General features: G+C 59.4%; 18 protein-coding genes, 6 pseudogenes and 1 other annotated feature. Of the genes and pseudogenes, 16 read left to right on the top strand and 8 right to left on the bottom strand.

Going from position 1 to position 26,750, the window contains the following annotated elements:
- Nucleotides 1-11: 11 nt before the first annotated feature.
- On the bottom strand, nt 12-815 hold the full coding sequence (locus tag ACMYR2_RS04605) for a Ku protein (protein WP_416193758.1): 804 nt from the start codon (nt 813-815) through the stop codon (nt 12-14).
- Between the two features lie 150 nt (nt 816-965).
- On the opposite strand from ACMYR2_RS04605, the pseudogene ACMYR2_RS04600 reads away from it, so the two are divergent.
- Nucleotides 966-1,612: pseudogene (locus tag ACMYR2_RS04600) on the top strand (IS3 family transposase); the annotation flags it as partial.
- Nucleotides 1,154-1,270, top strand: a sequence feature (AL1L pseudoknot). Its footprint overlaps the pseudogene before it by 117 nt.
- An 8-nt stretch (nt 1,613-1,620) precedes the next feature.
- Here the strand turns inward: ACMYR2_RS04600 and ACMYR2_RS04595 are convergent.
- A pseudogene (locus ACMYR2_RS04595) lies at nt 1,621-2,360 on the bottom strand (DDE-type integrase/transposase/recombinase); the annotation flags it as partial.
- A 287-nt stretch (nt 2,361-2,647) separates the two neighbouring features.
- Between ACMYR2_RS04595 and ACMYR2_RS04590 the strand changes: the two are divergent.
- From ACMYR2_RS04590 to ACMYR2_RS04575, 4 genes are all read left to right on the top strand, one after another.
- A protein-coding gene (locus ACMYR2_RS04590; protein WP_416192834.1) for an IS3 family transposase occupies nt 2,648-3,783 on the top strand; the annotation gives its coding sequence in 2 pieces (ribosomal slippage) (nt 2,648-2,918 and nt 2,918-3,783; 1,137 coding nt in all).
- Nucleotides 3,784-4,083: 300 nt separating this feature from the next.
- Nucleotides 4,084-4,305: a hypothetical protein gene (locus ACMYR2_RS04585; RefSeq protein ID WP_009800334.1), complete on the top strand. Its 222-nt coding sequence runs from the start codon at nt 4,084-4,086 to the stop codon at nt 4,303-4,305.
- Nucleotides 4,306-4,539: 234 nt separating this feature from the next.
- Nucleotides 4,540-5,763: a radical SAM protein gene (locus ACMYR2_RS04580; protein WP_416193757.1), complete on the top strand. Its 1,224-nt coding sequence runs from the start codon at nt 4,540-4,542 to the stop codon at nt 5,761-5,763.
- Nucleotides 5,764-5,893: 130 nt separating this feature from the next.
- Nucleotides 5,894-8,035, top strand: a complete 2,142-nt coding sequence (locus tag ACMYR2_RS04575) for a TOMM precursor leader peptide-binding protein (RefSeq protein WP_416193756.1) — start codon at nt 5,894-5,896, stop codon at nt 8,033-8,035.
- A 560-nt stretch (nt 8,036-8,595) separates the two neighbouring features.
- On the opposite strand, the gene ACMYR2_RS04570 is transcribed toward ACMYR2_RS04575, so the two are convergent.
- On the bottom strand, nt 8,596-9,621 hold the full coding sequence (locus ACMYR2_RS04570) for an IS110 family transposase (RefSeq protein WP_416193755.1): 1,026 nt from the start codon (nt 9,619-9,621) through the stop codon (nt 8,596-8,598).
- A 182-nt stretch (nt 9,622-9,803) separates the two neighbouring features.
- Here ACMYR2_RS04570 and ACMYR2_RS04565 point away from each other — a divergent pair, with 182 nt between their 5' ends.
- From ACMYR2_RS04565 to tnpC, 9 genes and pseudogenes are all read left to right on the top strand, one after another.
- On the top strand, nt 9,804-10,013 hold the full coding sequence (locus tag ACMYR2_RS04565; protein ID WP_009800329.1) for a transposase: 210 nt from the start codon (nt 9,804-9,806) through the stop codon (nt 10,011-10,013).
- A gap of 1,054 nt (nt 10,014-11,067) precedes the next feature.
- The gene (locus tag ACMYR2_RS04560; protein WP_416194156.1) at nt 11,068-11,304 is read left to right on the top strand and encodes a hypothetical protein; all 237 of its coding nucleotides are present in this window, start codon (nt 11,068-11,070) and stop codon (nt 11,302-11,304) included.
- Complete coding sequence (locus ACMYR2_RS04555; protein ID WP_416194059.1) at nt 11,288-11,506, top strand: DUF3489 domain-containing protein; 219 nt, start codon at nt 11,288-11,290, stop codon at nt 11,504-11,506. Before ACMYR2_RS04560 ends, ACMYR2_RS04555 begins: the two co-directional genes overlap by 17 nt.
- A 61-nt stretch (nt 11,507-11,567) precedes the next feature.
- Entirely contained in the window at nt 11,568-12,023 is a 456-nt protein-coding gene (locus ACMYR2_RS04550; protein ID WP_416193354.1) for a DUF2924 domain-containing protein, read from the top strand.
- Nucleotides 12,020-13,673 (top strand): annotated as a pseudogene (locus ACMYR2_RS04545) (recombinase family protein). The gene ACMYR2_RS04550 and the pseudogene ACMYR2_RS04545 overlap by 4 nt, the downstream one beginning before the upstream one ends.
- Nucleotides 13,674-14,157: 484 nt before the next feature.
- Nucleotides 14,158-14,271, top strand: a pseudogene (gene tnpA, locus ACMYR2_RS04540) (IS66 family insertion sequence element accessory protein TnpA); the annotation flags it as partial.
- A 240-nt stretch (nt 14,272-14,511) separates the two neighbouring features.
- A complete protein-coding gene (locus tag ACMYR2_RS04535; RefSeq protein WP_009798195.1) occupies nt 14,512-14,679 on the top strand; it encodes a hypothetical protein in 168 nt (55 codons plus the stop codon).
- Nucleotides 14,676-15,035, top strand: coding sequence for an IS66 family insertion sequence element accessory protein TnpB (gene tnpB / locus ACMYR2_RS04530; RefSeq protein WP_416193050.1), 360 nt, complete (start codon nt 14,676-14,678; stop codon nt 15,033-15,035). The genes ACMYR2_RS04535 and tnpB overlap by 4 nt, the downstream gene beginning before the upstream one ends.
- 71 nt (nt 15,036-15,106) lie before the next feature.
- The gene (gene tnpC, locus ACMYR2_RS04525) at nt 15,107-16,648 is read left to right on the top strand and encodes an IS66 family transposase (RefSeq protein ID WP_416193111.1); all 1,542 of its coding nucleotides are present in this window, start codon (nt 15,107-15,109) and stop codon (nt 16,646-16,648) included.
- Between the two features lie 100 nt (nt 16,649-16,748).
- Here tnpC and ACMYR2_RS04520 read toward each other — a convergent pair.
- The 5 genes and pseudogenes from ACMYR2_RS04520 to exbB form a co-directional block, all read right to left on the bottom strand.
- Nucleotides 16,749-17,785, bottom strand: a pseudogene (locus ACMYR2_RS04520) (reverse transcriptase domain-containing protein); the annotation flags it as partial.
- A gap of 181 nt (nt 17,786-17,966) precedes the next feature.
- Entirely contained in the window at nt 17,967-20,384 is a 2,418-nt protein-coding gene (secA, locus tag ACMYR2_RS04515) for a preprotein translocase subunit SecA (RefSeq protein WP_416193754.1), read from the bottom strand.
- Nucleotides 20,381-21,136, bottom strand: coding sequence for a TonB family protein (locus tag ACMYR2_RS04510; RefSeq protein ID WP_347265037.1), 756 nt, complete (start codon nt 21,134-21,136; stop codon nt 20,381-20,383). Before ACMYR2_RS04510 ends, secA begins: the two co-directional genes overlap by 4 nt.
- The gene (exbD, locus tag ACMYR2_RS04505; protein ID WP_347265036.1) at nt 21,133-21,585 is read right to left on the bottom strand and encodes a TonB system transport protein ExbD; all 453 of its coding nucleotides are present in this window, start codon (nt 21,583-21,585) and stop codon (nt 21,133-21,135) included. The genes ACMYR2_RS04510 and exbD overlap by 4 nt, the downstream gene beginning before the upstream one ends.
- A gap of 13 nt (nt 21,586-21,598) precedes the next feature.
- Nucleotides 21,599-22,684, bottom strand: a complete 1,086-nt coding sequence (exbB, locus tag ACMYR2_RS04500) for a tonB-system energizer ExbB (RefSeq protein ID WP_416193568.1) — start codon at nt 22,682-22,684, stop codon at nt 21,599-21,601.
- A 533-nt stretch (nt 22,685-23,217) separates the two neighbouring features.
- On the opposite strand from exbB, the gene ACMYR2_RS04495 reads away from it, so the two are divergent.
- Together ACMYR2_RS04495 and ACMYR2_RS04490 are read left to right on the top strand one after the other, a co-directional pair.
- The gene (locus tag ACMYR2_RS04495; RefSeq protein WP_416193753.1) at nt 23,218-25,602 is read left to right on the top strand and encodes a TonB-dependent receptor; all 2,385 of its coding nucleotides are present in this window, start codon (nt 23,218-23,220) and stop codon (nt 25,600-25,602) included.
- A 443-nt stretch (nt 25,603-26,045) separates the two neighbouring features.
- Nucleotides 26,046-26,636, top strand: a pseudogene (locus ACMYR2_RS04490) (transposase); the annotation flags it as partial.
- Nucleotides 26,637-26,750: the final 114 nt, after the last annotated feature.

The following is a 26,750-nucleotide window of genomic DNA, read 5'->3' as shown; positions in this document are numbered from 1 at the left end:
CACAGGCCTGGCTACTTCCGTTTTTGCTTGGATTCCGATCCGATGCTTTTGCGCAGCGCGTCCATGATGTTGATGACGTTGCTCGCGGGCTCCTCGGCGGTGGGCTTGGCCTTGGCAACGCGCTTCTTGCCCTTCTTTTTGGCCGCGATGATGTCGAGTAGCTTATCCTGAACCGGGTCGTTGACCATCTTGGGGTCCCAGGGAGCAGTGCGCTCATCAATCAGCTTCTTGACCAGGGTCATCAGCTTGGGATCTGGCTTGCCCTCCTTGATATGGCCGAAGTAATCGCTCTCATCGCGCACTTCGTCGCCATAGCGGAGGGTCCATAGAATGATGCCCTTCTCGCGGGGTTCGAGCATCACGGCACGCTCCCGGCGGTACATCACCAGCCGCGAAATCCCAACCGTGTCGGTGGATGCCATCGCGTCCCGGATGACCGAAAAGGCTTCCTCGCCGACTGGATCGTTGGGCGTCAGATAGTGCGGCTTGTCGTACCAGACCCATTCGATGGTATCGCGTGGGACAAAGCTATCAATGTCGATTGTGCGCGTGCTCTCAAGTGCAACCTCCTCGATCTCATCATCCTCGAGCATCACGTACTCGTCTTCGCCGCGCTGATATCCCTTGATCTCGTCATCCTCATCGACAGGCTTTTCCGAAACCGCATCGATATACTGGCTGACTACGCGGTTGCCGGTCTTGGCATTGAGGGTGTGGAAGCGGACTTTCTCGTTCTCGGACGTCGCCGGCGTCATCGCCACCGGACAGGTGACGAGGGACAGCTTGAGATAGCCTTTCCAGGAACGCGGCGCCATGTAGCAAACTTCCCCGAGGACTGCGTAAGCAACGGAGAGGATGATGATTTTGTTCCTGTTTCTCCGTGGAGGTCGCAGCTCGCAGATTGAGTCAGGGGCAGCCATGAGGGAGCGTAATCGCCGGCGTTCGGCCGTAGGCAGTGCTGATCTTGGACGGGGTTAGAATCTGTAGCACCTGCTGGGCGTACCCCGCAGACGCTGCACGACTGGGTCAAGAAGGTCGAGATCGACAGCGGGCAACGGGCCGGCGTTCCGACGGAAATGGCCGAGAAGCTGAAGGCGCTGGAGCGGGAAAACCGTGAGCTTCGGCAAGCCAACGAGATCCTGCGCAAGGCAAGCGCCTATTTTGCGATGGCGGAGCTCGACCGCCGGTTCAAGTCATGATCGCCTTCATCGACGATCATTGTGGGGCGCATGGGGTCGAGCCGATCTGCAAGGTCTTGCCGATCGCCCCCTCGACCTACCATGCTCATGTCGCCAAACGGCGCGATCCCGCCAGGCTGTCGGCGCGCGCCAGGCGGGATGTGGCGCTGAAGGTCGAGGGTCGGCGCGTGTTTGATCAGAACTTCTCGGTCTATGGCGTGCGCAAGGTCAGGCGGCAGCTCAAGCGTGAAGGCTTCAATGTCGCCCGCTGCACGGTGTCGCGACTGATGCGAGGCATGGGCCTGCACGGGGTCATCCGCGGCGAACCTGTCAGGACCACGATCCGCGACAAGGCTGCGCTATGCCCGCTGGATCACGTCAACCGGCAGTTCAAGGCGTCGAGGCCGAACGTCCTCTGGCTCTCCGACTTCACCTAGTCCTTGAGCCACGTTACCAGATCGTCCGCGACGTAACTCGATCCGTTGTCGGTTAGAAGTCGGGGCCGCGGTCTGACGTTGACGTGATCCAGACCAGAGGCTGCCAGTGCCTGATCGAGCGTGGCCGTGACGTCTGAAGCACACATCATGGGACCGAGCCTCCAGGTCACAATGTAACGCGAGAAGTCGTCAAGCACGGTCGACAGATAGTACCAGCCCCAGCCGGTGATCTTGAGGTAGGTAAAATCCGTCTGCCAGAGCTGGGTGATGGCGGTGGTCTTGTCCTTGAACTCGTTCGCCGCTTTGATCACCACATAGGCCGGGCTGGTGATGAGGTCATGCGCCTTCAGCAGTCGATAGACCGAAGCCTCCGCGAGACAAAGTACTTTCTCTCATCTGTGAACCGCACGGCGAGCTCCCGCGGCGATAGTTCCGCAAGCTCCAGCGCCAGGTCGATGATCTGGCCGATCCGGGATGCGATTCCAGACTCGATCCGGTCGAGAGCGGTGATCTGACAGTGCCTCAATGCCGCCCTCGCGGTAGCGATCGTACCATCTATAAAACGTGGAGCGGGGGATGCCGAGCTTGTCCAACGTGCGCTTGGCCGGTAAGTGCGACTGCTCGACCAACTCGATGATCTCGGCTTTCTCGGACGCATGGCACCTCATGCTTCGTCCTCCCCATCTCCGTTCAGGCTTTCTTTAAGCAGACGGTTCTCAAGGGTGAGATCGGCTACAACCTCCTGGGGATGTCGATTTGACCGTTCGGGTCGTTGATGCTTTCTCCTTCTTGGATAGGTGGACTTACAACAAGAGCACCGGGACGATTGTTCCTTAGCGGGACCGCGGGGCACATTCCCGATCCGCTATCTGCGCTCATTGACCGTCACTGCACGGCACTCCCTTTCGCGGCATGGAACCCAAATGATTAATAACTGTTCTTGGAATTGCGCTGCTACATGACACATGAGGTGGTGCCGGTTTCTGAGACAGGGGCATAAGGTGGATCGCCCGATGAAAAGGACGATCCGGTATGAAGACACGCAGACGATTTACGGCTGAGTTCAAGGCCAAGGTTGCGCTTGAGGCGATCCGTGGCGAGCGGACGATTTCGGAACTGGCGACAAAGCACCAGCTTCATCCGAACCAGATTACGCAGTGGAAACGGCAGGCCATCGAGAACCTGGCCAAGACGTTCGACGACAAGGCTGCTGATGCGCAGGTCGGCCGGGAAGCCGAGGTGACCAAGCTGCACGCCAAGATTGGCCAGCTTGTCGTTGAGCGGGATTTTTTGGCCAAGGCCTTCGATCGCTGAGCCTGGATCGGAGGAGAATGATGATTGACCCCGATCACAACCGGCTCTCGATCCGCCGCCAGTGCGAACTGGTCTCGATCTCGCGGGCGTCGTTCTACCGACAGCCCGCCGGCGAGACGCCCGAGAACCTCGAACTGATGCGCACCATCGACGAGGCCTTCATGGAGACGCCCTGGTATGGCTCCCGGCAGATGGCCCGGCATCTGCGGCGTCAGGGCTGGTGCGTGGGTCGCAAGCGGGTCCGGCGGCTGATGCGCAAGATCGGTCTGTCGCCGATCTACCAGGCGCCGAGAACCAGCGAGCCGCATCCGCAGCATCGCATCTATCCCTACCTGCTGCGGCACCTGGCGATCGAGCGGCCGGATCACGTTTGGTGTGCCGATGTGACCTATATCCCGATGCGGCGCGGCTTCCTTTACCTCGTGGCCATCATGGACTGGTTCAGCCGCAAGGTCCTGGCCTGGCGGTTGTCGAACACGATGGATGCCGACTTCTGTGTTGCCGCTCTCGAAGAGGCGATCGCCTGCCATGGCAGGCCCGACATCTTCAACACCGACCAAGGCTCGCAGTTCACTAGCTTCGCCTTCACGACGACGCTGAAGGATGCCGGCATCCGCATCTCCATGGACGGGCGCGGCCGCTGGATGGACAACGTCTTCATCGAACGACTGTGGCGCAGCCTCAAATATGAGTGCGTCTTCCTCAGCACATTCGAAACGGGAAGCCAAGCCCGCTGCGGCATCGGCTCCTGGATAGACTATTACAACCGGCGACGCCCGCACTCGACCTTCGCCGGCAGGACGCCCGACGAAGTCCATGCTATGGCGGAAATGACGGAGCAATTGGCGGCGTAGAAACGAACCCGATCCACCTTAGCCAGGCCGCCAAACTGTCTCACCAAGCGGGTCCACCTCAAGACCAGCCTGCGTAGCCCATCGAAACCTAACTCGGCGAATTGCTACAGCGAATATCGAGATACATTTTAACGTTTAACGAACTAAATCCGATCATCGGGCATCACAGCTTGATCATAAGTAATCGCATACAGTGGAGCGGTCCATCACGGAGCAAACGGTGGCGGTTTTGGAGAAGATTATTTATTTGTTTTCGGCGCCGGGTGCGATGGGCGTCTTCAATTTGAAAGGATTGCCAAAATGGCCGAAGAACTCGATTCTGTTATCGAAGCCCTTTCTAGTGCCAAGCTGAGTCTGAGCAAGGCAGTCGAACAAATGACAACCGGCACGGCGGCGTCGAGCCTTTCCGAGGCTCAGTTGAGCCGGCTTAAGGCGCTGTCGGACCAGAACACCGGTTGTCAGAACAGCGGCTGCGGTGGTGCGGAGGCTGCGCTGGCGGCGAAAGCCGGGGGCCGGAAGTAAGTCCGTTCGCCTCGTCCGGCGGAAGCCAATGTTATTCCGCCGGACGTTTCTGATGCGGGTACGCTGCTCGGTTTGATAACCGTGCTCAGCTGCTAATGAGGCCCGATCATGCAGAAGCTATCCTCATATGTTGTCGCATCACCTATATTCTCCGAGGATAACACACCCCTTCTAGTGGTTCTCGCCACCCGGACGGGCGCCGTTTTCGAGTTGCCGCTATCGATCTGGCAAGTCTTGCGGACGGGCGCATTCGAGAAACTGAACGCCAAGATCCGGAGCGAGCTGTCGGAAGCGGAAATACTCGTGCCGCAGGTGGAGGACGAGCTCGCCGTTGTGTTATCGCGCAATCGGGAGGCGATCCGGACCAATACTCATCTGAATTACGTAATCCAGCCGACCGCGCATTGCCAGCTCGGCTGTGGCTACTGCGGCCAGACGCATGAGCAAAGAAACCTCAGCATAGAGAATGAGGCGGCCATTCTGCGGGACGTCCGAGACAGACTGGATGCCGGGAAGTTTGCAGAGCTGAACCTCTGCTGGTTTGGCGCCGAGCCGCTTTCCGGGCTTGTGCAGATGCGCTCCCTGACGCCTCAGCTTCGCCGAATTGCGGAAGAAAGGAATGTTGAATACCGGGCAAGCATTGTTACCAACGGATTGGCAATGTCACGAAAGATAGGCGCTGAGCTAGTGAACGCACTCGGGGTTGTGTCTATCACCGTGTCGCTCGATGGAACTGCGATGTACCACGACCGGCGACGGCATACGAAATCCGGTAAACCGACTTTCAACCAGATCCTTGCGAACCTCGTTGCGCTGGCGGATACGATCGGCTCCGATCCGGTGGAGATCAAGGTCCGCTGCAATGTCGACCGGGAGAATGCGCCCGATGTCTTACGGCTGCTGCAGCGCCTGCATGACGAGGGGCTGCACCGTGCGGTCCAGTTCTATACGGCGCCGATCCACTCCTGGGGCAATGATGCCCATCGGCGGAGCCTTGACCCGGAGGACTACGCCCGCATGGAGCTGTCCTGGTTCGTGGAGATGAAACGGCTGGGCTTTTCGGTGCCGCTCGTCCCCAAGGTGCAGCATGTAGTCTGCCTTGCGGTGCAGCCGCAAGGAGCCCTGGTCGACGCGCATGGCACGCTCTTCAACTGCACTGAGGTCTCCTATGTGCCGGGCTACGGCACGCCAAACCGATTTGCCATTGGTGATGTCATGAATGGCGAGCGGGGCACGACGCGCGACGTCCTTGGTAGCTTCAACGATCAAGTTCAGAGCGGCGCCTTCGGCTGCAGCCGCTGCCGAATGCTTCCTGTCTGTGGAGGCGCATGTCCGAAGGAATGGATCGAGGGCCGAGTGCCCTGCCCCAGCTCCAAGCGCAATATGGCGGAACGGTTGCTTTTGGCGGCGGCTTTCAGTCGCACCGATTCGGCGACTGATCCGGCCGAGGCTGCCTAAGCGGTGGCGTGAGCCGGTTCGGAGAACGGTTATGCGGATCACGCGGGACCGTATTCATCTGGAGCCGGACGGCGTTCTGCTCATCGGCGTAGCCGGCCCGATCCTGATCCGGAGCGAAACGGTCAGGGAGATGATCGAAGCGCTTCTGGACTCTGCTGATCCGACTTCTGGAGAAGTCTACGGGATTCGGCCGCATGGCGGCCGGATGGAGGCATGTTACACTGAACTGACCCAGTTGCTTGAGATGGCGGGCGTGGCGGATGCCGGAAGTGGTGCGGCGCAGGCGCCACGCCCACGCGAGGGCCACGTGCTCATTGCTGGCAATGCCGATTGGGTGCCGGCCTTGGCCGAAGAACTCGCCCATTCGGGGATAGCGCACCTGTCGTTCTGGTATCCTGAGCCGGGTGGCAATTGCGACGCGGCAACCAGTTCGGAGGCTCTGCGCGGCAGGATCAAAATCATGGCCCCGGAATGCATCACTCGCTTGCACGCATGCGCCGACGGAGAATGGGATTTACCTCCGGATGTGGACCTCGTCGTCGGCGCGCTAGCCCCGGTCAGAGTCGGGCGGCAAGTCGAGCTGGAGCGCGCTTGCCGCGCTGTCAGGATCGCCTTTCTCGGTGCGGAGATCGTCGGCACGCGGGGATGCATCGGCCCGATCTCCCTTCCAGGCACCGTGGGTTGCTGGCTCTGCGCACGTCAGCGGCGCCGTGCCCATGACCCCGATCCCGAGGCGGTGGCGCGCGCCGATCATCTGACGGTTGCGAATTACCCACCTCTGCCGTGGGACGTGGCGCGGTGCTTCGGGCAATCGGTTGCGGTGGAGGTCCGGCGACATCTCTGGTCGACCGGTGAAAGGTCGCTGCGTGCACATGTGCGGATCGTCGACGTCTCCGGGCAGACCTCGGCGCTCCATGGCTTCGTTCCGATGCCCTGGTGCGGGACCTGTGGAGCAGATGATCCGGCACTACCGCGGCCGGACCTTTCGACCACCACTGGCGAGCCTGACGTGGAGACGATTCGAGCGGCATTCCGGGACTGGATCGATCCCGAAACAGGGCCGATTGTCGGGCCGGTCCTCAGGGAGCTGCCGCAGTTCGCGCACAAAACTTTTGTTGCAGTTGCGGAGATTGCCCCTTTCTGCGCGTTTGGAACCGATCCTACCCTACCGGAGCCAGCCTCTGGCAAGGGGATGACGGAGGGAGACGCTGTGCTCGGCGCGATCGGGGAAGCGTTGGAAAGATATGCCGCCTCGCGCTGCGATCTTGATGCTCTGGTCCAAGCCCGTATGGCCGAACTCGATGGCCAAGTGCTCGATCCGCGTCAGGTCGGAATGTATGATAAGGCACAATATGCCTCCCAAGGTTTTCCGTTCGCGCCCTTCGATCGCGATGCAGTTCATTTTTGGAGTTTGGCGAAGAATTTGCGGACCGGGGCGAAGACGTGGGTACTGGCCAGTCAGCTGTACTATAAGTTTCCGTCCGTGTTTTCGGATTTCGTCGCGCAGGTCACCTCGAGCGGGCTCGCCGCTGGAACGGACGTGGAAAGCGCAACGATGCGGGCCGTTTTGGAACTCATTGAGCGCGACGCAATCATGGTCGCGTGGCTCTGCCGCGAACCGGGGCGCCGACTGCCGCTCAATCTCTGTGACGCCGAAACCCGCTACATCGCCGGTGAACTGATGTCCGCCGGCGCCTCTGTCGCATTTCACCTGCTCGAGGGCGCGGGGAAGATCCCGGTGGTTCTGTGCGCAGCCACAGGAGACGGACTGTCATGGCCCGGTCTCTCCGCCACTGCGGCGGCGCATCCCAGTCTCCGGCATGCGGCCCGAGGGGCGGTGCTGGAGCAGGCTGTCTCGGGCTTCGGCCTGATGAGGATGCTGCGCGAGGGAAGTGGACCACGGCCAATGCGTCCGGAGGAGGTGCGCTACGGCCAGTTTCTCGACCATGCTTGCTACTATGTGCCAAAGCGAGAGGAAGAGTTGGCGTTTCTTCGAAACGCGCCGAGCTACGAACCGGAGGTGGAGAGCTATGACAGGCCGATTCCGAGCGTTGCTGAATTGGCGGCCCGTTTGGCCGGCGATGGAGTCGAAATCGCGGTGGCCGACCTTACCCCACCCGACGTGGCGCGCGCCTCCATCCATGTCGTCCGCGCCGTCGCGGCAGGTCTACAGCCACTTCATTGCGGTTTCGGAATGGAGGTTAGCGAAAGCTGGAGGCTTCGACATTGGCCGAGAAAGGCGCTGAACCCGGCACCACACCCATTCTGCTGACCGAACCGGCGTCCTCGTCGGTCGGCGCGTGTTCTGACTGAGAGACCTGTGCGCGGATGGATGTAGAGCGTTGATTTGAAGGATTATGGGCAAACGACTTTGTGCGTGATTTCGCCGGTGCTACGGGTTTGTCGTCATGTTGCTACCGTGACGATGGAAAGCGTGCGCTTGAGGTTATAGGCTGTCAATCGGCCCTTTAATTGCGGGTTGTTGTCAACTCTCTTTTTGAAGCCATTCGGCAAAGTGGTAGCGCTCGGCCCGACGGAGCAGGTCTGGGTTGCGCAGACGGGGCGAGCGCGGCTGGTGGATCGATAGCCAACTCGTAGTAGTGGGCCGATTAGCTGTCACCTGGTTTCAATGCGATCAGTTGCCCGTCGCTGGGGTCATGGTCCTTTCCGAGGTCGCAAGCGCCTCATGATGATGTCCGGATCGGGTGCCTCATCGTTTGCAACGGGGTGCGGACGAGCCGCCACCAGCCGATTGACCGAGGTCACCACGACCACCGTCCCAGCGGGACATCACCAGCCCGGCGGACCGGGCCAGGAACTTGCAAAATAAGGTCAGGCCGGCGCGTTGCCCCAGCCGAATGATGTGCCGTCGACCCAGATGCAGTGGAGGATGACAGCGATCTTGCGGGCGATAGCGACCTTTGCCTTTTTCATGCCGATCCGCTTCGCAAGTTTCATACCCCAGGCTTTGAGGGAGGACCATTTCTTTGTTCGATAAAGCAGAACGGTCGCCGCCTCGTAAAGGTACGTTCGGAGGAGCCTGTCGCCCCATCGGGATATCTTGCCACTAGTGTCAGTTTCACCAGATTGGTTGCGCCGGGGTGTGAGGCCGAGATAGGCGCCGACTGTCGAGGCCGATCGGAAGCGAGACGGGTCATCGATCGTATGGCGGAACGTCAAGGCGGTGACCACGCCGACACCAGGAACTGTCATCAGGCGACGCGTCGTCTCGTCCGACTTCGCCAATCGGCGGACCTCGTCGTCAAATTTGCTTTGCTGCTGGCAGATGAGTTCATGAATCGACAAGAGCGGCGCGATCACGCTGAGGAGTTGATGATCTTCGCCCAATAGCTCGCCAACCTGGTTACGGAACTGTTGGCCAATGGCGCGAGGGAATAGCAACCCACACTCCTTGATCAGACTGCGGACCTGGTTCTCGATATCCCGGCGTATGGACACAAGGCGGAATCGCGCCACGAGGATAGCTCGAACCTTCTGGCTCTTCTCACTCTTGATTTTGACTTCTCGATACCAACCAACCCGCACCAGTTCGGCAAGGCCCCGAGCATCGTTCTGATCGCTTTTGTTCATGCGAACCGATAGCGCTGCGTGTGCATGCCTTGCATCGATGCAAACGACGGGGAGTTCGACCCTACGAAGCTCATGCCAAAGCCAGCTCGCCATTGCGCCCGTCTCAAAGCCGATACGCTCCGCCAGTGGCGCATGTTTACGAAGTAACTTTGACAGATCTCCAGGATGAGACTTGGCCTTTCCTTCAAAAATTGCTTCACCCGTCTCATTGACTACGCAAACCGCAGCCTCTCTCTGCGAGACATCTAGCCCGACGTATTGCCGCATGACAGCTCCTCCGAATCGCTTGATTGCGAGAGGTAGACGATAACGGAGCTCTCGTGCCCCGAGCGCTGACCGCAATTACGTCATCGTTCGCAAATTTGACCCCGTATTGGAGTGGGCCCCTGGTGCCGGACAGGTAAGCAGAGTTGGATTGACCGGGTGGCCGGGCTTTTGGAGAAAAGCCCATGCCGAGACACCGATCCCACAGCGTTGAGTTTAAGCGCCAGGTCGCTCAGGAGTTTCTGAGTGGCGAGACGCTTCACGGCCTGGCCAAGCGCCACGACCTTTTGCGTAACCTGATCCGCATCTGGGTCGAAAAGTACGAGACCGGCGCGCTGGACGACGACGCGCGCGCTGCAGATCTGGTCCAGGAAGGTCGCGGGCGATCGCCCTGATCGTCTTGCCTTGATGAAGTGTTCGCGCCGTATGCGCGCAATCGTCTCCACGACCAGCATCTCCCACCAACTGCTTCGTTACAAAGCAGGCAGCGCAACAGACCAACCTTCAGGGGGTCAATTTTGAACGCCGATCCCCCGGCTCAGCGGGTCAATATTGCAGGCCGAATGACACGTCGAAGTGCTGAGCCTTGTCGCAGTTGGACAACGCCATATCCTTTGGTACCGTCGCTCGTCAGGTTCACTTCCTCGATCAATGCGAGTAGGTCGGGCGCGAGCGCCTTCCGGCCGGACACGTCCAGTGTCTCCAACGCTAAGCAGCGGCCCGTAATACGCTTGAAAGACATCGATGAAGGGCTGCGGCTACTGGTAGCGGAAGTTGAACCTGCCCGGCTTGGGCAACGATTCCCAGATGCGGCGGTCTGAAGGCGAAATGTTGCGCGCAGCGGGGGCGGTCGCGCCTTCGATTGTCATGAGAACGCTTTATGGTCTGGGTCGAGAAGGCTTTCGTCCTCGCGCTGCGGCCCGAGTGCTGTCGATCCGAAAACCACCGCGATCGAAAAAAAACCTTCGTGCTGCACTCAACGCCTTCGTTGGATTCCAGCTGTTCCCGCTAATCCGTGGTTTCACTGCAAAATACGGAGACATGCATCTCGGAACTGGATGAGAATCAACCACCTACAAGATCCGTACTAAATCCGCGCAGTCAGGAGGTTTGGAGAATATCGTCCGGGAGAGAACGAAATCGGCGCTTTGGCCAGCCTGCGAGTCAACAGCTCGGCCCGAAAAACCCGCCGTTCCGCGCTATCCAAGCGTCAATTTTTGAATCAGAGAAAGTAGGGCGCCGCAGGACTGGCGGAGAGGGAGGGATTCGAACCTCGCTACGTTGGACTCCACGAACGTACGATCGCAAGTTCAATAAAGTTTTCTCAGAAACCACTGGCATTGTTGGGTGATTGGAGCGTTACTGTCGGCGCGTTGAGTGCCCTTTTCGACCACTGAATAGCCCGCCCCGCCGGTGTGTTGCCGTGACGGGGCTTCGGTGGTGACAGCGATGATGCTGCCGCGACCGGAGACGTCACATGGCCAAAACACAATCCCGCAAAGCCGCACCTCGATCAGCGATGGCGACCAAGCGCACAAAGTCCGCGCACCCTTCCTTGACCAGAACCGCCAAAGCTGCACCGGTCAAGAAGATCATCTCAACACCAGCCCGATCGTTGGATCGGCCGGTGCGGCATCGCAGTGGCAGCAAGCAAGCCCTGGTCATCGAGATGCTGATGAAGCCTGAGGGTACAACGATCGGCGACATCATGAAGGCCACAGATTGGCAGCAGCATTCGGTGCGCGGCTTTTTTGCTGGCGTCATCCGGAAGAAGCTCAAGCTGACGTTGATATCGAAAGCTGCTGAAGCCGGTCGGATCTACAAAGTATCTGGCGACACCGCATCTACCGCTTCCACCGGATCGACGTCAAACAATACTGCGGCCTGATGCCATGGAGCGAAGGTCAGGCTCCCGAAAGCCTATCGGTCGAAGGCTGATGGGCTTGTCAATGGAAGACGAGATTGCGCATCTGCGCAGTCTCGATCTACTCAGCTTGCACGCTCGCTGGCAGAGTGTTGTTGGGCGCCCGGCCCCGGAACACCTGCCCAAGCATCTGCTGTTCGGCATCCTTGCCTATCGCATCCAGGCCGATGCACTTGGGGATCTCGATGCTGCGACGGTGCAACTTCTGAAGCGTGCGGCTACCGTGCGGTCTTTGAGTGAGGTTTTGCCATTGGTATCGGCACAGGATCAGCGCAAGCAAGCCATGGTGCCCGGCACTGTTCTAACCCGGGAGTGGAACGGGCAACTTCATCGGGTGATGGCCGTCGAAGGCGGCTTCGCTTTTGAGGGCAAGACCTTCGACAGCCTGTCGGGGATTGCGTTCGCGATCACCGGCACAAACTGGAATGGACCGCGCTTTTTTGGTCTCCGTGCCGGAAACGGCAAGGGGGTACGAACATGAAGCCGGACGACAACCGTGTTGTCCGGTGCGCGATCTATACCAGGGTGTCTACGGACACCGGCCTTGATCAGGAGTTCAACTCGCTGGATGCCCAGTATGATGCATCCCAGGCCTATATCCGAAGTCAGGCGCATGCAGGCTGGTCGCTCGTCAAGGCGCGATATGATGATGGCGGCTTCTCTGGCGGATCCACCGATCGCCCTGCCCTGCAGCGGTTGCTGGCGGATGTCGCGGCCCGCCGGATCCACATCATCGTCGTCTATAAGGTGGACCGGCTGACCCGCTCTCTGGCTGACTTCGCCAAGCTGGTCGAACTGTTCGATGCCCATGGTGTGTCATTTGTCTCGGTGACCCAGCAGTTCAACACCACCACATCGATGGGACGGTTGACGCTGAACGTGCTTTTGTCCTTCGCGCAATTCGAGCGGGAAGTCACCTCGGAGCGCATCCGCGACAAGATTGCAGCCTCTAAACGCAAGGGGCTATGGGTCGGCGGCATGGTTCCTCTGGGTTATAATCCTCAAGGATGGTCAGCTTCACATTCACGAGGAAGAGGCCAATACCGTTCGTCTGATCTTTCAGCGCTATCTGGAACTCGGCAGCGTCAACCGCCTCGTCAAGGACCTGAAGGAGCGAGGCTTGAAGTCCAAGGTCCGGAAGCTGGCATCAGGCGGAACGCGAGGAGGTGTGCCGTTCACGCAGGGGCCATTGTTTCATATGCTGCGGAACCGGTTCTATCTCGGCGAAGTCAAGTTTAAGGGCGAGATTCTGCCTGGACCGCAGCCCGCCCTGCTCGACCGCGCACTGTTTGAGGCCGTTCAGAAAAAGTTGACCGAACAGCGGTCCCACCACACGACGACCCGTATCCGAACCCGCGCCCTCCTTGCAGGGCTGCTGTTTGATGACGCAGGTCATCGGATGATCTTGACCTACGCCAGTCGAAACCGTGTTCGGCATCGCTATTACGTCTCTGCGCCCTGCATCCGGGGTCAAACGGATGAGCCGGTTGGCTCTGTGACCCGCGTGCCTGCGTCAGACATTGAAGCCTCGATCTCCAAGGCGGTCATGGCCAACACGGATGTCGATGAACCATCCTCGAACGAAACCTTGTCTCGAGAAGTGCTTGAGCGGTTCGTCATCCAGATTGAGGTTCGCAAGAACCAGTTGGCCATTCATCTAAGGTCTGGCGAAAACGATATCCAAGGGACGCAGGACGATCCAGATCCGGATGAATCTCGCGCGGTCGCTACGCGCATCATCGTCGTACCCTGGAAGAAGCCCTCAAGGCCAGCCCGAGAAATCTTGTTGCCGGCGAACACGCCAGAGCATCGCGCCAGGCCCATGAAGGCGGAACGCCGGTCGGCTCTGATCCGAGCGATCGGCCGCGGCCGCCTCTGGCTTCAGGAGATCGTCGACGGCCGCGAGACCATCGAAAGCCTTGCCGCTAGGCAACATTGCAGCACGCGACATATCAAGATGACGATCTCGCTCGCCTTCCTTGCACCGACGCTCGTGACAGCAGCCGTTGAAGGACGATTCCCGCGCGGAATTGGCGTTGCTGCCCTTCGCGATGCGCCGGCTGAATGGTCACAGCAGATGAGGCGGCTCGGATTGGCGCCCACAGGCACTCCCGGTCCTGCCAGCCGATAACCCTGCCTTATCCTGTCAGCCAATTCCCAGGAACGGGAATTTGCGCCGCAGAGACAGCGCCCCAAAACCAGCCCAGACGGGTCACAGAGACAGCACCTCCGCAGATCAAAGTGCGGAAAAGCCCGCCAACAGCGGGGCTTTTTCGTCAGTCTCTGGAAATGCGGAAAATAACAGACTGAGTGGTGGCGGACGCAGTCAGATGCGAACGAGTCTCCGCAACGCAATTCCCTGCTATCAGGGAAATAACAGGGAATTCTAAGAAATCGCACCGCCCGGGAGCTGATCGGGGCATGCATTTTCGCGAGAAATCAAAGATTTGCACGCGAATTCCCTGCTTTGCCGAGCAGGGAATTTCTTGGAATCTTACAGGGAATTTGCGCAACGGATTAGGGAATCGAGGTAAGCGTCCATTTCTCGCACCCTTGTTCGATCGTTAGCGACCCCGATCTGTTCCTGTCTTCAATTTGAAGATGGAGAGAACAGCATGACGAGCGAACATCGAGGGTGGAGACGTCAAGGCGAGGATTTTTGGCGGGCGCATCACGAGGCCTGGAAGCGTAGCGACTTGAATCAACGTCAATATTGTGAAGCGCAAGGCATTCCGCTCAAGGCGTTTGGCAACTGGCGATCGTTGTTTAAAGTGGAGCCACAGCCGCCCAAGCGGAAGCTGTTGTATCGACGACGCCCCTTAAGTCCTCCCCTTAGTCCGCCGTTAAGTCCCCTCGTAAGTCCGGGGTCTTATCCCTCCTCGGCGGCAGCGGAGCCCATTGTTCCAAGACCACGTGAAGGGCATCGGCGACGGTTCAGCGAAGCCGACAAGCGTTGGATTCTTGAAGAGATGATACGGTCCGGTGCGAGCGGCAGCGAGATCTCGCGCCGCTACGGCATCGCTCCGCGCGTTCTGCGCCGATGGAAGCAGGACGTTGCCGCAGCGAAAGAGCTGGGCTTCGTCACTGTGCAGATCGCCGACGGAGCGACACCTGCGGCCGAGAGGGCCATGCCATGACGGCCTTGCTTCCTCCAAACGTAAAGGTGCACCTGGCTCTGGGCTACATCGATATGCGCAAAGGCATCGACGGTCTCGCGATGCTGGTGCAAGGCGTCCTGCACCAGGATCCATTTACCGGACATCTTTTTGTCTTCCGAGGTCGCACCAGGGCCAACCTTATCAAGATCATCTACTGGGATGGCACCGGCTTCTGCCTGTTCACAAAACGGCTCGAGCACGGCGTCTTTCTGTGGCCACCGAGCATTGCGCCTGGCGAAACGCTGTCGTTGACCTCGGCACAGCTATTGCTGCTGATCGAAGGTGTCGATTGGCGCGCGCCGGAGCAACGCTGGCGTCCGGCAATTGCCGGATGATCTGCGACCGATTGACTCGATGATGCAAGAAATGCGGCGAGAACGGTGCGAGTCAGTTAGATTCTTCTCGTATGAACGTCGATCTCGCCGCACTGCCCGACGACGTGGAGACGCTGCAAAAGCTGGTGCGTTCGCTTGTAGCCGAGCGCGTCAGCCTCAGCGAGGCGAAGGCCGAGATCGAACGGCTCAATCTCATCATCAAGAGGCTGCAGCGCAACCAGTACGGCCGCCGGGCTGAGCGGCTCGATGACGAGCAGTTGCAACTCGGCTTCGAAGACCTCAACGCCGATCTTGCGCACGTCGAAACTAGCCTTCCGCCTCCGCCAGCCGAGAGCCGTCCCCCGAGGCCCCAAAGCGAGCGCCCGAGCCTGCCGGTGCACTTGCCCCGCGAGGATGTCAGGCTCGATGTTGAGCATCAAACCTGCCCGTGTTGCGGCGGCATACTGCACCTGATCGGCGAAACGACGAGCGAGATGCTCGACCATGTACCGGCGCGGCTGCGGGTCATCCGAATCTGCCGGCCGCGCTATGGCTGTCGGGCCTGCGGGACTATCCATCAAGCGCCAGCACCAGAGCGGCCGATCGCCAAAGGGCTGGCCTCCCCGGCTCTGCTCTCCCATGTTCTGGTCTCCAAATACTGCGATCACCTCCCGCTTTACAGGCAGAGCCAGATCTTCGCCCGGCAGGGCGTCACGTTGGACCGCTCGACCTTGGCGAACTGGATCGGCGGCGCCTGCTGGTGGCTGGAGCCCCTTCAATCCAAGCTCGCTGAACACATCTTTGCATCGCAGAAACTGTTCGCCGACGACACGCCTATCCCGGTACTCGATCCCGGCCGCGGCCGCACCAAAACTGGCCGGTTGTGGGTGTACGCCCGCGATGACCGGCCTTGGAACGGACCGGATCCGCCAGCCGCGGTCTATCTCTACAGTCCGGATCGCAAGGCTGAGCGTCCCGCTGCTCATCTGGCCAACTTCAGCGGCATCGTTCAGGTCGACGGTTATCCCGGGTTCGATCGGCTTCGCGACGGCGGCACCATCCAGCTCGCAGCTTGTTGGGCTCACGCCAGGCGGAAGTTCTACGAGGTGCAGCAGGCGACCGCCTCGCCTGTCGCGACCGAAGCGCTGCGACGCGTCGCCGAGCTTTACGTGATCGAGGCCGCCATCCGCGGCCAGACCGCGGAAGCACGGCAAAGCATGCGTCGATCAAAGTCGTTGCCTCTGGTCACGGCGATGAAAGCATGGCTCGAAATGCAACTCGCCCAAATCCCGCCGCGCGGCGGGCTCGCCGATGCCACTCGCTATGCCCTAAGCCGCTGGGATGCTCTTTGCTGCTTCCTCAATGACGGCCGCATCGAGCTCGACACCAACACCGTCGAACGCGCCATTCGTCCGGTCACGCTCGGACGAAAGAACCACCTGTTCGCCGGATCAGATGGCGGGGCTCAGCGCTGGGCCACAGTCTGCTCCCTCATCACCACGGCAAAGCTAAATGACGTCGAGCCCTTCACCTATCTCAAGGACATCCTTGAACGCATGTCGGCAGGTCATCCCATGAGCCGGCTCGATCAGCTCTTGCCATGGAACTGGCGCCCGGCAACTATCCTCAACTAAGATGACGTGTCAGGAATAGACGCTTACGAATCGAGCGTCCAGATCGCGGTAGGGACGCTCATTGCTGAGCGCCCCCCGCACAGATCCGAGCGAGCCCAATTCAGGCACTCGGCTCCCACCTTGGGTGTTTGACGGCGAAGCGTGCGTTAGGCCAAGGATGAAGAATGCGGGGATGGGGAAGGTAGTCGTTCGCCAGCTTCGTGATGCGGTCCCACCTTGTCCGGTCCTTCTGGCTACGTCGTTTGAGCGAGCGTCGCCATAAGTCCGTAACGTGATACCGGACGCATGCAGTGCGCGACTGTTTGTCGGCACGGCATGATACGCGAAGTAGCCTGTCACGACTTGCTTCAGCCAGTTCCCTTGTTGAGGGATTGGGTGATGCATCCGCCGTCGCAGCTCCTTCTTGATTTCCTTAAGTTTAGCCCGCATGCGGTCGCCACGAGACTTTCGCTGGAGCGCGAAGCGTCCTTGACGTGTTTTCCCGCAGATGAGTGTGAACCCTAGAAACGTAAAGGTTTCCGGTTTTCCGAGTCCGCGCTCAGCACGCTGGGTCGCCGCGAAGCGACCAAACCTGATCAGGCGGGTTTTGTCCGGATGAAGCAACAGCGAGAACTCCCTCAAACGCTCGCGCATGGCATCCCAAAAACGCCGGGCGTCGCTCTCGTGCTGGAAGCCGATGATGATGTCATCAGCGTAGCGCACGATAATCATATCGCCCGTGGCCTGTCGCCGTCGCCAGCGTTCGGCCCATAGATCGAAGACGTAGTGCAGGTAGATGTTGGAGAGCAGCGGTGATGCTACCGATCCCTGTCCAGTCCCGGTTTCACTAACGGTTATGATCCCATCTTCGAGGATTCCTGCCTTCAGCCATTTCTGGATCAGGCGGATCATGCGCAGATCGTTGATCCGGTGCTTCAGGAATCGGATCAGCCAATCCTGGCTGACCGAATCGAAATAGGACCGGATATCCGCATCGAGGATATAGTTCACCTTTTTGCTGGTGATCCCGACTATAAGTGCGTCCAGCGCATCATGCTGGCTGCGCTTTGGTCGGAATCCATACGAAAACCCGAGGAAGTCTTCCTCGTAGATCGCATTCAGCACCGCGATGGCCGCCCGTTGGACGATTTTGTCCTGTTGTATCGACGACGCCCCCCGAGTCCGCCGTTCAGTTCCCCTCGTAAGCCCAGGCAGTGCAATTCGGCTTCGAAGACCTCAACGCCGATCTCGGGCGCGTCGTGGGATCCCGACCGGGGCCGGATCGAACAGGCCCATGCTATAAACGTCGATGATCGTTAATGAGCGTGAAACAGACTCCTCATGATGTCGGAAGGATACCGACGCGCATGGCGTAGGCCGTAACGTCGCGACGGAAATCGGCTATCATCAGTTCGAACAGTGTGAATGCTTCAATCTGAAATTCCGCGATGACCTTATGCGACGGGAGCCGGCGGTCGCCGACCCTGCGCTTGAGATAATCGAGGCGTTCCGATTGCTCCGACCAGAGGTGATCGATCGCCGCCATCATCAGGCGGCGAAGGATATCAACGAACGTAGTCTCACCCATGCTGGCGATCTTGCCGGCGATCCAGCGATCGGCCGCGGCGGTTATGCGCTGTGCGAGGGCCCTTGCGTCGGCTTTGGGATCGCTCGATGGAGGTCTGATGTCGATGGCAAGAGTCAGGACGGACCGGATCGCGTGATCCAGCCCGGCAATGTCCCATGGAGCGGTCGGCGCGGCGAAACGATTTATAAGATCGTCGACCGTCTCATGACGCAGTTGCTTTGCCCGAATGAGCGTATCGCTCCCGTCGCGGATGCTTTGACGCAAATCGTAAACGTTGTCGCGCTGGCGTTGAATGATTGTATCGAAACGCAAGAGTTCAAGGCGACGATCGAAGCTGCGGATTTCGTGCCGTTTCTGCGCCGCCTCGATCAGGCGGCTCGCAACTGAGGGGGCGATCGTGGGGGCTTGTTCTGTCAGAGGCGGTGCGTCGATCGCGGCAGTTTTCAGGAACTCGTCGTCAAGCGAGGCGTGGAAGACCGATCGCCCCGGATCGCCCTGCCGTCCGGCACGGCCGCGCAGCTGTTCGTCCATCCGCCCATGATCGTGATGGGTGGTGCCGATCACCAGTAGTCCGCCTGCGGCAATCACCTTGGCGCGTGTTGCGGCATCGGCGTGTTCGCCGCCAAGTCGGATATCCGTGCCCCGGCCAGCCATGGCGGTGGCAATCGTCACGGCGCCGGGAGCGCCGGCCTCGGCGATAATTTGGGCTTCGCGAGCGTGATTCTTGGCGTTGAGGACGGCGAAGGTGCGGCTTGAACCCAGATTCTGAGTTGCTGGATTTTTCTGACTCCAGCCGTTGGTTTCAAGCATCGCGGCCAAGGCTTCCGATCGTTCGATCGACGGAGCGCCGATCAGAACGGGCTGGCCTCGCGCGGCGGCATCTTCCAGCTCCCGCAGGATCGCCTGAAATTTACCGGCGGCGGTGGAGTGGAGCACGGCCCCGTCGAGGCGGATCATCGGACGGTGTGTCGGGATTGATATCACGTCGAGGCCGTAGACCTCTTTGTATTCTTCGGCATCCGCTTTTGCCGTGCCGGTCATGCCGCATAGCTTATCGTAGCGCCGGAAATAGGTCTGGAATGTGATCGCAGCGACCGTGCGCGTTTCCTCTCCGATGGCGCAACTTTCCTTGGCCTCCAGGGCTTGATGCAGTCCTTCGTCATAGCGCCGTCCAGGCATCGGCCGTCCCGTCAGCCGGTCGACGATGATCACCCTGCCGTTCTCAACGACATAGTCGCGGTCGCGCGCGAGCACCACATGAGCCCGCAGCGACTGCATGATGTGGTGGAGCAGTGAGATCGATACGCTGTCATGCAGCGTCGACGAAGCCTTCAGCAATCCTTGTTGCTGCAGCCGGAGCTCGACTTCACTGTATCCCGCTTCGGTCAGTGTGACGCGCCGACGATGGTCGACTTCGTAGTGCGAGGGTTGCAATGAGGCGATTAAGACATCAATTACCTCATAAAAGCCGGAATGATCGCCGAGCGGCCCGAACAGCGCCAGCGGCATGTTGGCCTCGTCGATCAGTGTGGCGTCGGCCTCGTCAACCAATGCAAAAGCATGGCCGCGCTGCACGGTTTCAGCGGCCGACAATTTTAGGTTGTCGCGCAGATAGTCGAAACAGAACTCGCTGGCGACGCCATAAGTAATATCGCAACAATAGGCTTCGCGCCGCTCATCGTCGTCCATTTCTTGCGTGATCACGCCGGTGCTGAGTCCGAGCAAGTCGTAGACTGGCCGCATCCAGGCGGCGTCGCGCTCAGCCAGATAATCATTCGGCGTGGCGACGTGGACGCCCCGTCCCGTCAGGCCATTGAGCGCGCAGACGAGTGTGGCCGTGAGCGTCTTGCCTTCTCCAGTCCTCATCTCGGCGAGATGGCCGTCATGAAGGGTGAGAGCGCCGATGATCTGTACCGGAACAGGGTGTTCGTTCAGCGCGCGCCGCGCGGCTTCGCGAGCCAGCGCAAAAGCTTCTTCCTTGATCTCATCGAGGGACGTGCCAGCCTGGACCCGCTGCCTTAGTTCGGTAGCGCGATCAAGCAACCCGCGGGCAGACAGTCGTCGATGGTCCCCTTCCAGAACAAGGATCCGGTCGGTGGTCGTCTCGTATTGTGTCAGCTTCCGGCGAGTGCCGAAACTCAGCGCGCGCCTTGTCAAGCGCAGAATCATTGAAACTCAAAAAGAATCGGCATTGTAAAAGCAAACTGAGTTCCGCCGACGTCGCTCGGAGGTTGGGGCAATGGCTGTGCGCGTTGCAGGAGTTCGAGCGTTTCGTGATCGAGGGCGGCAGATCCACTACCCTTCGCGATTCTGCTGGAGATAATGTGACCGCTGCGGTCAATGATAAAGAAGACTTTTGCTGTTCCGGTTTCGTGATGGGCCTGGGCATCCCGCGGATATCGCTTGTTACGCTGAAGGTGAAGGGCCAGCTTCCGTTTCCAGCTCACGAGCGGTGCTTTCCGTGCAGCGGCGGCGGTTGGCGCCGTCGTGACGGCCGAGGCAATCAGCGGAGGCGTTGCGTTCGGAGTCTTTTCCTTTTCTTCTTTCTTCTTCTCTTCCTGCTCTTTCTGCTCGGGAGGCGTCTCCAGCGCAACGTCAGGTTCGGCTACCTGCGGAAGCGGCGGTTCGGGTTCCGGCTCGTTCTCTGTCTTGACTTCGGCCTTTTCCTGAGGTGGAGGAGCTTCGTCGGCCTGCATTTGCTCTTCGCCCGGCGCTACGTCTCGAGCCTCGGCGTCGCGGAACGACTCGGTGGTGAAATCTACTTCGATTGTCGTGACGGTATCGAAGGTATCGCCTTCGGCCGGTGTCATGAGCAGGGCGGCCGCGACTGCGCCATGCAATGACAGCATTGCAATGAAGCAGGTGCTCCAGCGCAACAATTCTTTCCGCGTGACGTTGCTGTAAAGGCGCGGCATGCTCATTGTGCAGCCCCCCCGGATTGTGCCCCGCCCGCGGATTCAAGTCCGACCAGGGCAATCTTCAAATACCCGGCAGACCGCAAATCGTTCATCAGCGTCATCACCTCGCCATAGGGAATAGTCTTGTCGGCGCGAACGAACAGACGCTTGCTGTGATCCGACGATGTCACCGAGGCCAGCGAGGCTGCCAGCGCTATGCGCGAGATCGGCGTCTCCCCGACCGCCAGCGTGCGGTCAGCCTTGAGCGTAATGAAGATCGGTTTTTCCGGACGCGGCTGACGCACCGCCGTCGATGCTGGCAGGTCGACGGCGATGTCGACGGTCGCCAGCGGCGCCGCAATCATAAAAATAATCAGCAGCACCAGAATGACGTCGATGAACGGCGTCACATTGATGTCGCTGACCTGCGCCATCTCATCCTCTGACGATGCCGGCTGAAGCGAAACGCCCACGGGTGGCTACTCCTTACTCAGCAACGATCCGATGAGGCATCATCTCTGCCCGATTGAGATCTCTGCTCACCATGCGCATTAGTTCCGCCGAGCCGTCTCCCAGCAAGCCGCGATAACCCGTGATGGAGCGCGAAAACATGTTGTAGATCATCACTGCCGGAATCGCCGCGACAAGCCCCATGGCCGTTGCCAGCAAGGCCTCGGCGATGCCGGGCGCGACGACCGCGAGGTTGGTGGTCTGCGTTTTCGAAATGCCGATGAAGGCATTCATGATTCCCCAGACGGTGCCGAAAAGCCCGACAAACGGCGCGGTCGATCCAATGGTAGCCAGAATGCTGGTCCCGCGGGTCATGCGCCGTGCCGCCGCTGCCTCTATGCGACTGAACAGCGAAGCAATTCGTTCCTTGACGCCGTCATGGTTCATGGCGTCCTGCGAACGATGAATTTCATCGCGTGCGGCATTGGTGAGATTAGCGATGTCGCTTCCGGACTGCTGCAATATCCCGCTTGCCTCATCAAGCGTACGAGCGCGTTCCACGTTATGGATATCACGCACGAGTTTGCTCCGCGCGCCAATCAACTCGATTGTCTTTGCAAGCCATACCGACCACGTCACAACGGAAGCGAACGCCAGACCGATCATTACTGCTTTCACAATGGAATCGGCTGCCATGAACATACCGATGGGCGTCAGTTCATGCGGCAGAATCGACTCGGGGACTTCGACGAGTTCGCTCGCGTGCGGCGTTTGCTGCTCGATTGACGGCATCGCCGACGCGGCCGGCGGCTCGGCGGGGAACGTCTCGGCACCAGGTACGGCTTGCGACGCGGGTTGCTGAGGTTCAAGTTGCGTAGTCTGGGCTGCCGCAGGCGTGGATTGCGCGCCTATCGAAGGATTTTGTCCGGAAGGAGAAGCGGCCTCGTGGGAGCCGGGCCGCGATAATGACTGAGCGTAAGCAAGGTGCGGTCCAAACGCTAACGTCAAAAGGAATGCAAGCCCGATCGCTAGAGCAGCCTTTGCGGCTCGTGTTCGGCTATTGCCCACCATCGTACGTGAGAGGTTCAGAGACAGCTTCATGGTGAGAAACTCTACTATCATGCACCACTCCGGGCTGTCGGAGCGGCCAAGAACAGATGCGCAGGCATCTGACGACATGCTCTAGCGCCTGGGCTTTTCGAATCAAACAGACAAGCTGATATCAAACTTAGAATATCTGTAAGTTAGTACTGGGGTGCGTTGAAGCTCGCGCCGGGATGATGCGGCAGATTTATCACCCGCCACGGGATATTGATGTCGCGCCGCGACTCTCGATCAATGAGACGCAAAAAGTGATTCCAGAAAAACAAGCAGCATACACAGGCGTTAAACGAGCGCGCAGTCGCCTTTGACGAAAGTGCTTAATCAACGAGGCTTGAACTAGAATTTCTATAAAGAGCCTCGAACTGCGGTTCCGACAGGTTGCTTACGAAATTATCCAGGAGCTATGTCGCGGCCTACGGATTTAGTTTCGCGATGTCAGCAATCTTCAAGGATTCGGGGCAATGGGTATTCCATCGGCAGATCATACGAGCGATACAGAAAGCGGCAACGTCGTAGCAGGACATTCATCAGTAGTAGGGTGGGGCAGAGCGATGATCGGCGTTGCCGCCGTGATGCTGATATCCGATTCTGCCGACGCCCAGCCGGCTCCCGTCGGAGAGGATCTTCCGCAGGTTCGCGTCACGGCGCCAAAGCGGCAGGCCAAGAAAAGAACTGTGCATCGTGCGCCTGTACATGCTGCCCCCGCGCCAGTTGTCACTGCTGCGCCGAGCAACGTTCAGGTCAATCCCATCGTCGGCGACGCGCACGGCGTTACCGGCTATCAGGCGCCTGCGCAGGCAGGAATGGCCCGGCTTGGGGTGCCACTCGCCAATACGCCGCAGACCGTCAACGTAGTGACGCAGCAGGTGATCCAGGAACAGCGGCTCCTCACCATGGAAGACGCGCTGCGGACGGTGCCGGGCATTACCTTTGGCGCCGGCGAAGGCGGCAATCAGGGCGATACGCCGATCGTGCGTGGTTTCGCGGCCCGCGGTGACATGTTCCGCGATGGCCTTCGCGATCCGGGTTGGTACACGCGCGACATGTTCAGCAGCGATCGCGTCGAAGTGTACAAAGGGCCGTCGGGATTTGCCTTCGGTCGCGGTTCGACCGGCGGCGCGATCAATACCGTATCGAAGCTTCCCCAATCGACCACCTTCGTGAATGGCACCGTCAGTGGCGTCTCCAGCGGCGGGTATCGCGCCGATGTCGATGCCAATGGGACACAGGGGAATTTGTCCGGACGCCTCGCTGCGATGTATCAGGACATTCCTGTCCAGGACCGAAATCATATCTTCGCAAGGCGCTGGGGTGTCGCCCCATCGATCAAAGCGGAGTTTACGCCGGATACCCGGGGGATCTTCAGCTATATCTATCAAGGCGAAGATGGCGTGCCAGATTACGGACATCGCTACCTACCGGGGCCGGTCCGCAATTCAACGACCGGCGCAATGACCAACCCCGGCTATTTCGGCAATGGCGCCGCAACGCCGCCGATGCCGGTCCCTCGCCAAGTTTTCTATGGCGTGGCTGGCGGCCCGCTGGCGGATCGCCAGATCACCAACACTCACATCGCCACAGCCCAGTTCGAGCATGATTTCAGCGACACTTTGAAGATTTCGAACGCGACGCGATACGTTGGCGTCAACCGCATGGCACGGCCGACAGCCCCGCGCGGCGAGGCGCAGGCTGACAATGTCAGCGCGATTACTCCGGGCTATCCGGTCGAACTGATGACGATGGGACGGCAACACTTCGAGACAGTAACGGATAACACGCTAGTCATTAATCAGACTGATCTGACCGGCAAATTCTGGACCGGCGGCCTGGAGCATACCTTCACGCTGGGTGCTGTAGCCTCGCAACAAACCCGCGATCAGATGCGTGCTAACTACTGCACGCCAACAAACCTGGCGTGCCGGACCAACGCCTTCGCCCCGGTCGATACGACTTATGGCGGGCCGAATAACGGCTTCGGTTTGCCAAACCGTACCGTCTCGACGGACTATGGGGTTTACGGCTTCGATCAGGTCAAGTTCAACGAGTACTTCGAGTTGCTCGGATCGATCCGCTATGACGATTTCCGCACCACCTACACCAATCTCGCGGCAGTACCGCCCGCGAGCCAGCGGCTCAATCGGGCCGATCAGATGGTTGCCTGGCGTGTCGGCGGCATCTTCCATCCGACGCATAGTTCGAGTATCTACGCCGCCTATGGCGTGTCGAACAATCCGGCGGCGGAGTTCGACGTGCTGAGTGACGCCGGCAACAACGCGGCGAACTCCACGCTAGCTCCCGAGCGCAACACAACGGCTGAAGTCGGCGCTAAGGTCGATGTTCTAAACGGCAGGCTGACGCTGAGCGGCGCGGTGTTTCGGATAGAGAAGACCAATCTGCGTATTCCAATCGATCCAGCCTCGAATACAGCGCTGGTGCTCGGTGGTCTGGCGCGCGTGGATGGCGTGGAAGTGGGCGCCGCGGGCAAGATCACTGATAAGTGGGGCCTGTTTGCGGGCTACAGCTATCTGAACTCCAAGATCGTCAATACGACCGATCTTGCGCAGTTGGGTAACCAGCTCCCACAGACGCCACCGCATAACTTTACGCTGTGGACCACTTATGAACTCACGCCGCTGTGGACCGTCGGCGGCGGCGCCACCTATGCGGCGCGAACCTTCAGTAATATCCAAAACACAAACTACGTGCCCAACTACTGGAAGCTTGATCTGATGACGAGCTATAAAGTCACAAAGGACTCGATGCTGCAGCTCAACATCTACAACCTGACCGATGAGCTTTACTATGCGCAGTATTATGCCGGTCATGCCGTTCCGGCCGCCGGACGAACCGCGATGCTGACTTACCGCTATAGCTTCACGCCACCGCCGCCGGTCCAGGATTATCCAGTGAGGGCGGCGCACTACGTGGGGAACTAACCCGAGTATGGTCGACCGAAGACGACGATATCTGAGCCGGCGTTGCAGGATCGTCGGCTCTTTTTCTCACTCTCACGCAAGTAATCAAACCGGCATCGAGGTAGCGGTGTGCCCAGGGAGAGCCCAGCCGGGGGAATAGGCGGCTTGGTTCATCCTAGGGACCGGTCGCTACGGAAGGGGAGCGGCAGCTCCGCCGGAGGTACGGTCAGAAGCGGGCGAGCGAGACGCGGCCAGAATGTGAATGCTGATCCAAAATAACCATCGGCATCATGGGGACCCCTTCGGCCCATTGATTTCGTTGAGCTGGATGATGGACCCCCTTGCAGATCACGGACGAGACCCACGCCGAAACATAAGAAGCTTTGTTCCGCAGCCGTTTACATTTGACTCGCTCACTTTGTCCGGGATCATTGCCCCTGAGACAAAATGAGCCGGTTGAAGAAGACCTCATCACCAGCCCGGCCTTTGTCGTCATCAAGGCTGCCGAGGAGTTCAAGGACAAGACCATGCGGCCCAACGAGATGTGGCACACCGACTTCACCTATTTCAAGATCATCGGCTGGGGTTGGGTTTATCTGTCGACCGTGCTCGACGACTTCTCCCGCTACATCATCGCCTGGAAGTTGTGCACGACCATGCGCACAGAGGACGTTACCGACACGCTGGAACTGGCGCTCACCGCTTCAGGCTGCGACAGCGCCAGGGTTCTGCATCAGCCGAAGCTGCTCAGCGACAACGGTCCGTCTTACATCGCGACCGAACTCGCCGAGTGGATCGACGATCATAGCATGAGCCATGAGACGCTCAAGAACCGCATCCTGCTGGAGAACTACTTCCTTCCCGGCGATCTCGAACGCCAGATCGAGGCCTTCGTCGAGCATTACAGCCATCAGCGCCATCACGAGAGCCTGAGCAACGTGACCCCGGCAGACGCCTACTTCGGCAGAGCCGCAGACATCATCGAACAACGAGAAAGGATCAAACGACGGACAATCGAACTACGCCGCTTGCAGCACCGCAAGCTCGCCGCTTAACATCGACCCAGATCGAGGCTGATACTCCGCTAAATCTCCATGCCCGTTGCGCCAAATGTTCTGACTGTTGATTTCCACTGAGAGTTGACCCGGGAAGCTGAGGTTTTTCCATCG

The organism is Nitrobacter sp. TKz-YC01 (genome assembly GCF_047824785.1).
Taxonomy (GTDB): domain Bacteria; phylum Pseudomonadota; class Alphaproteobacteria; order Rhizobiales; family Xanthobacteraceae; genus Nitrobacter.
This window is presented reverse-complemented; position numbering and strand designations above follow the sequence as displayed.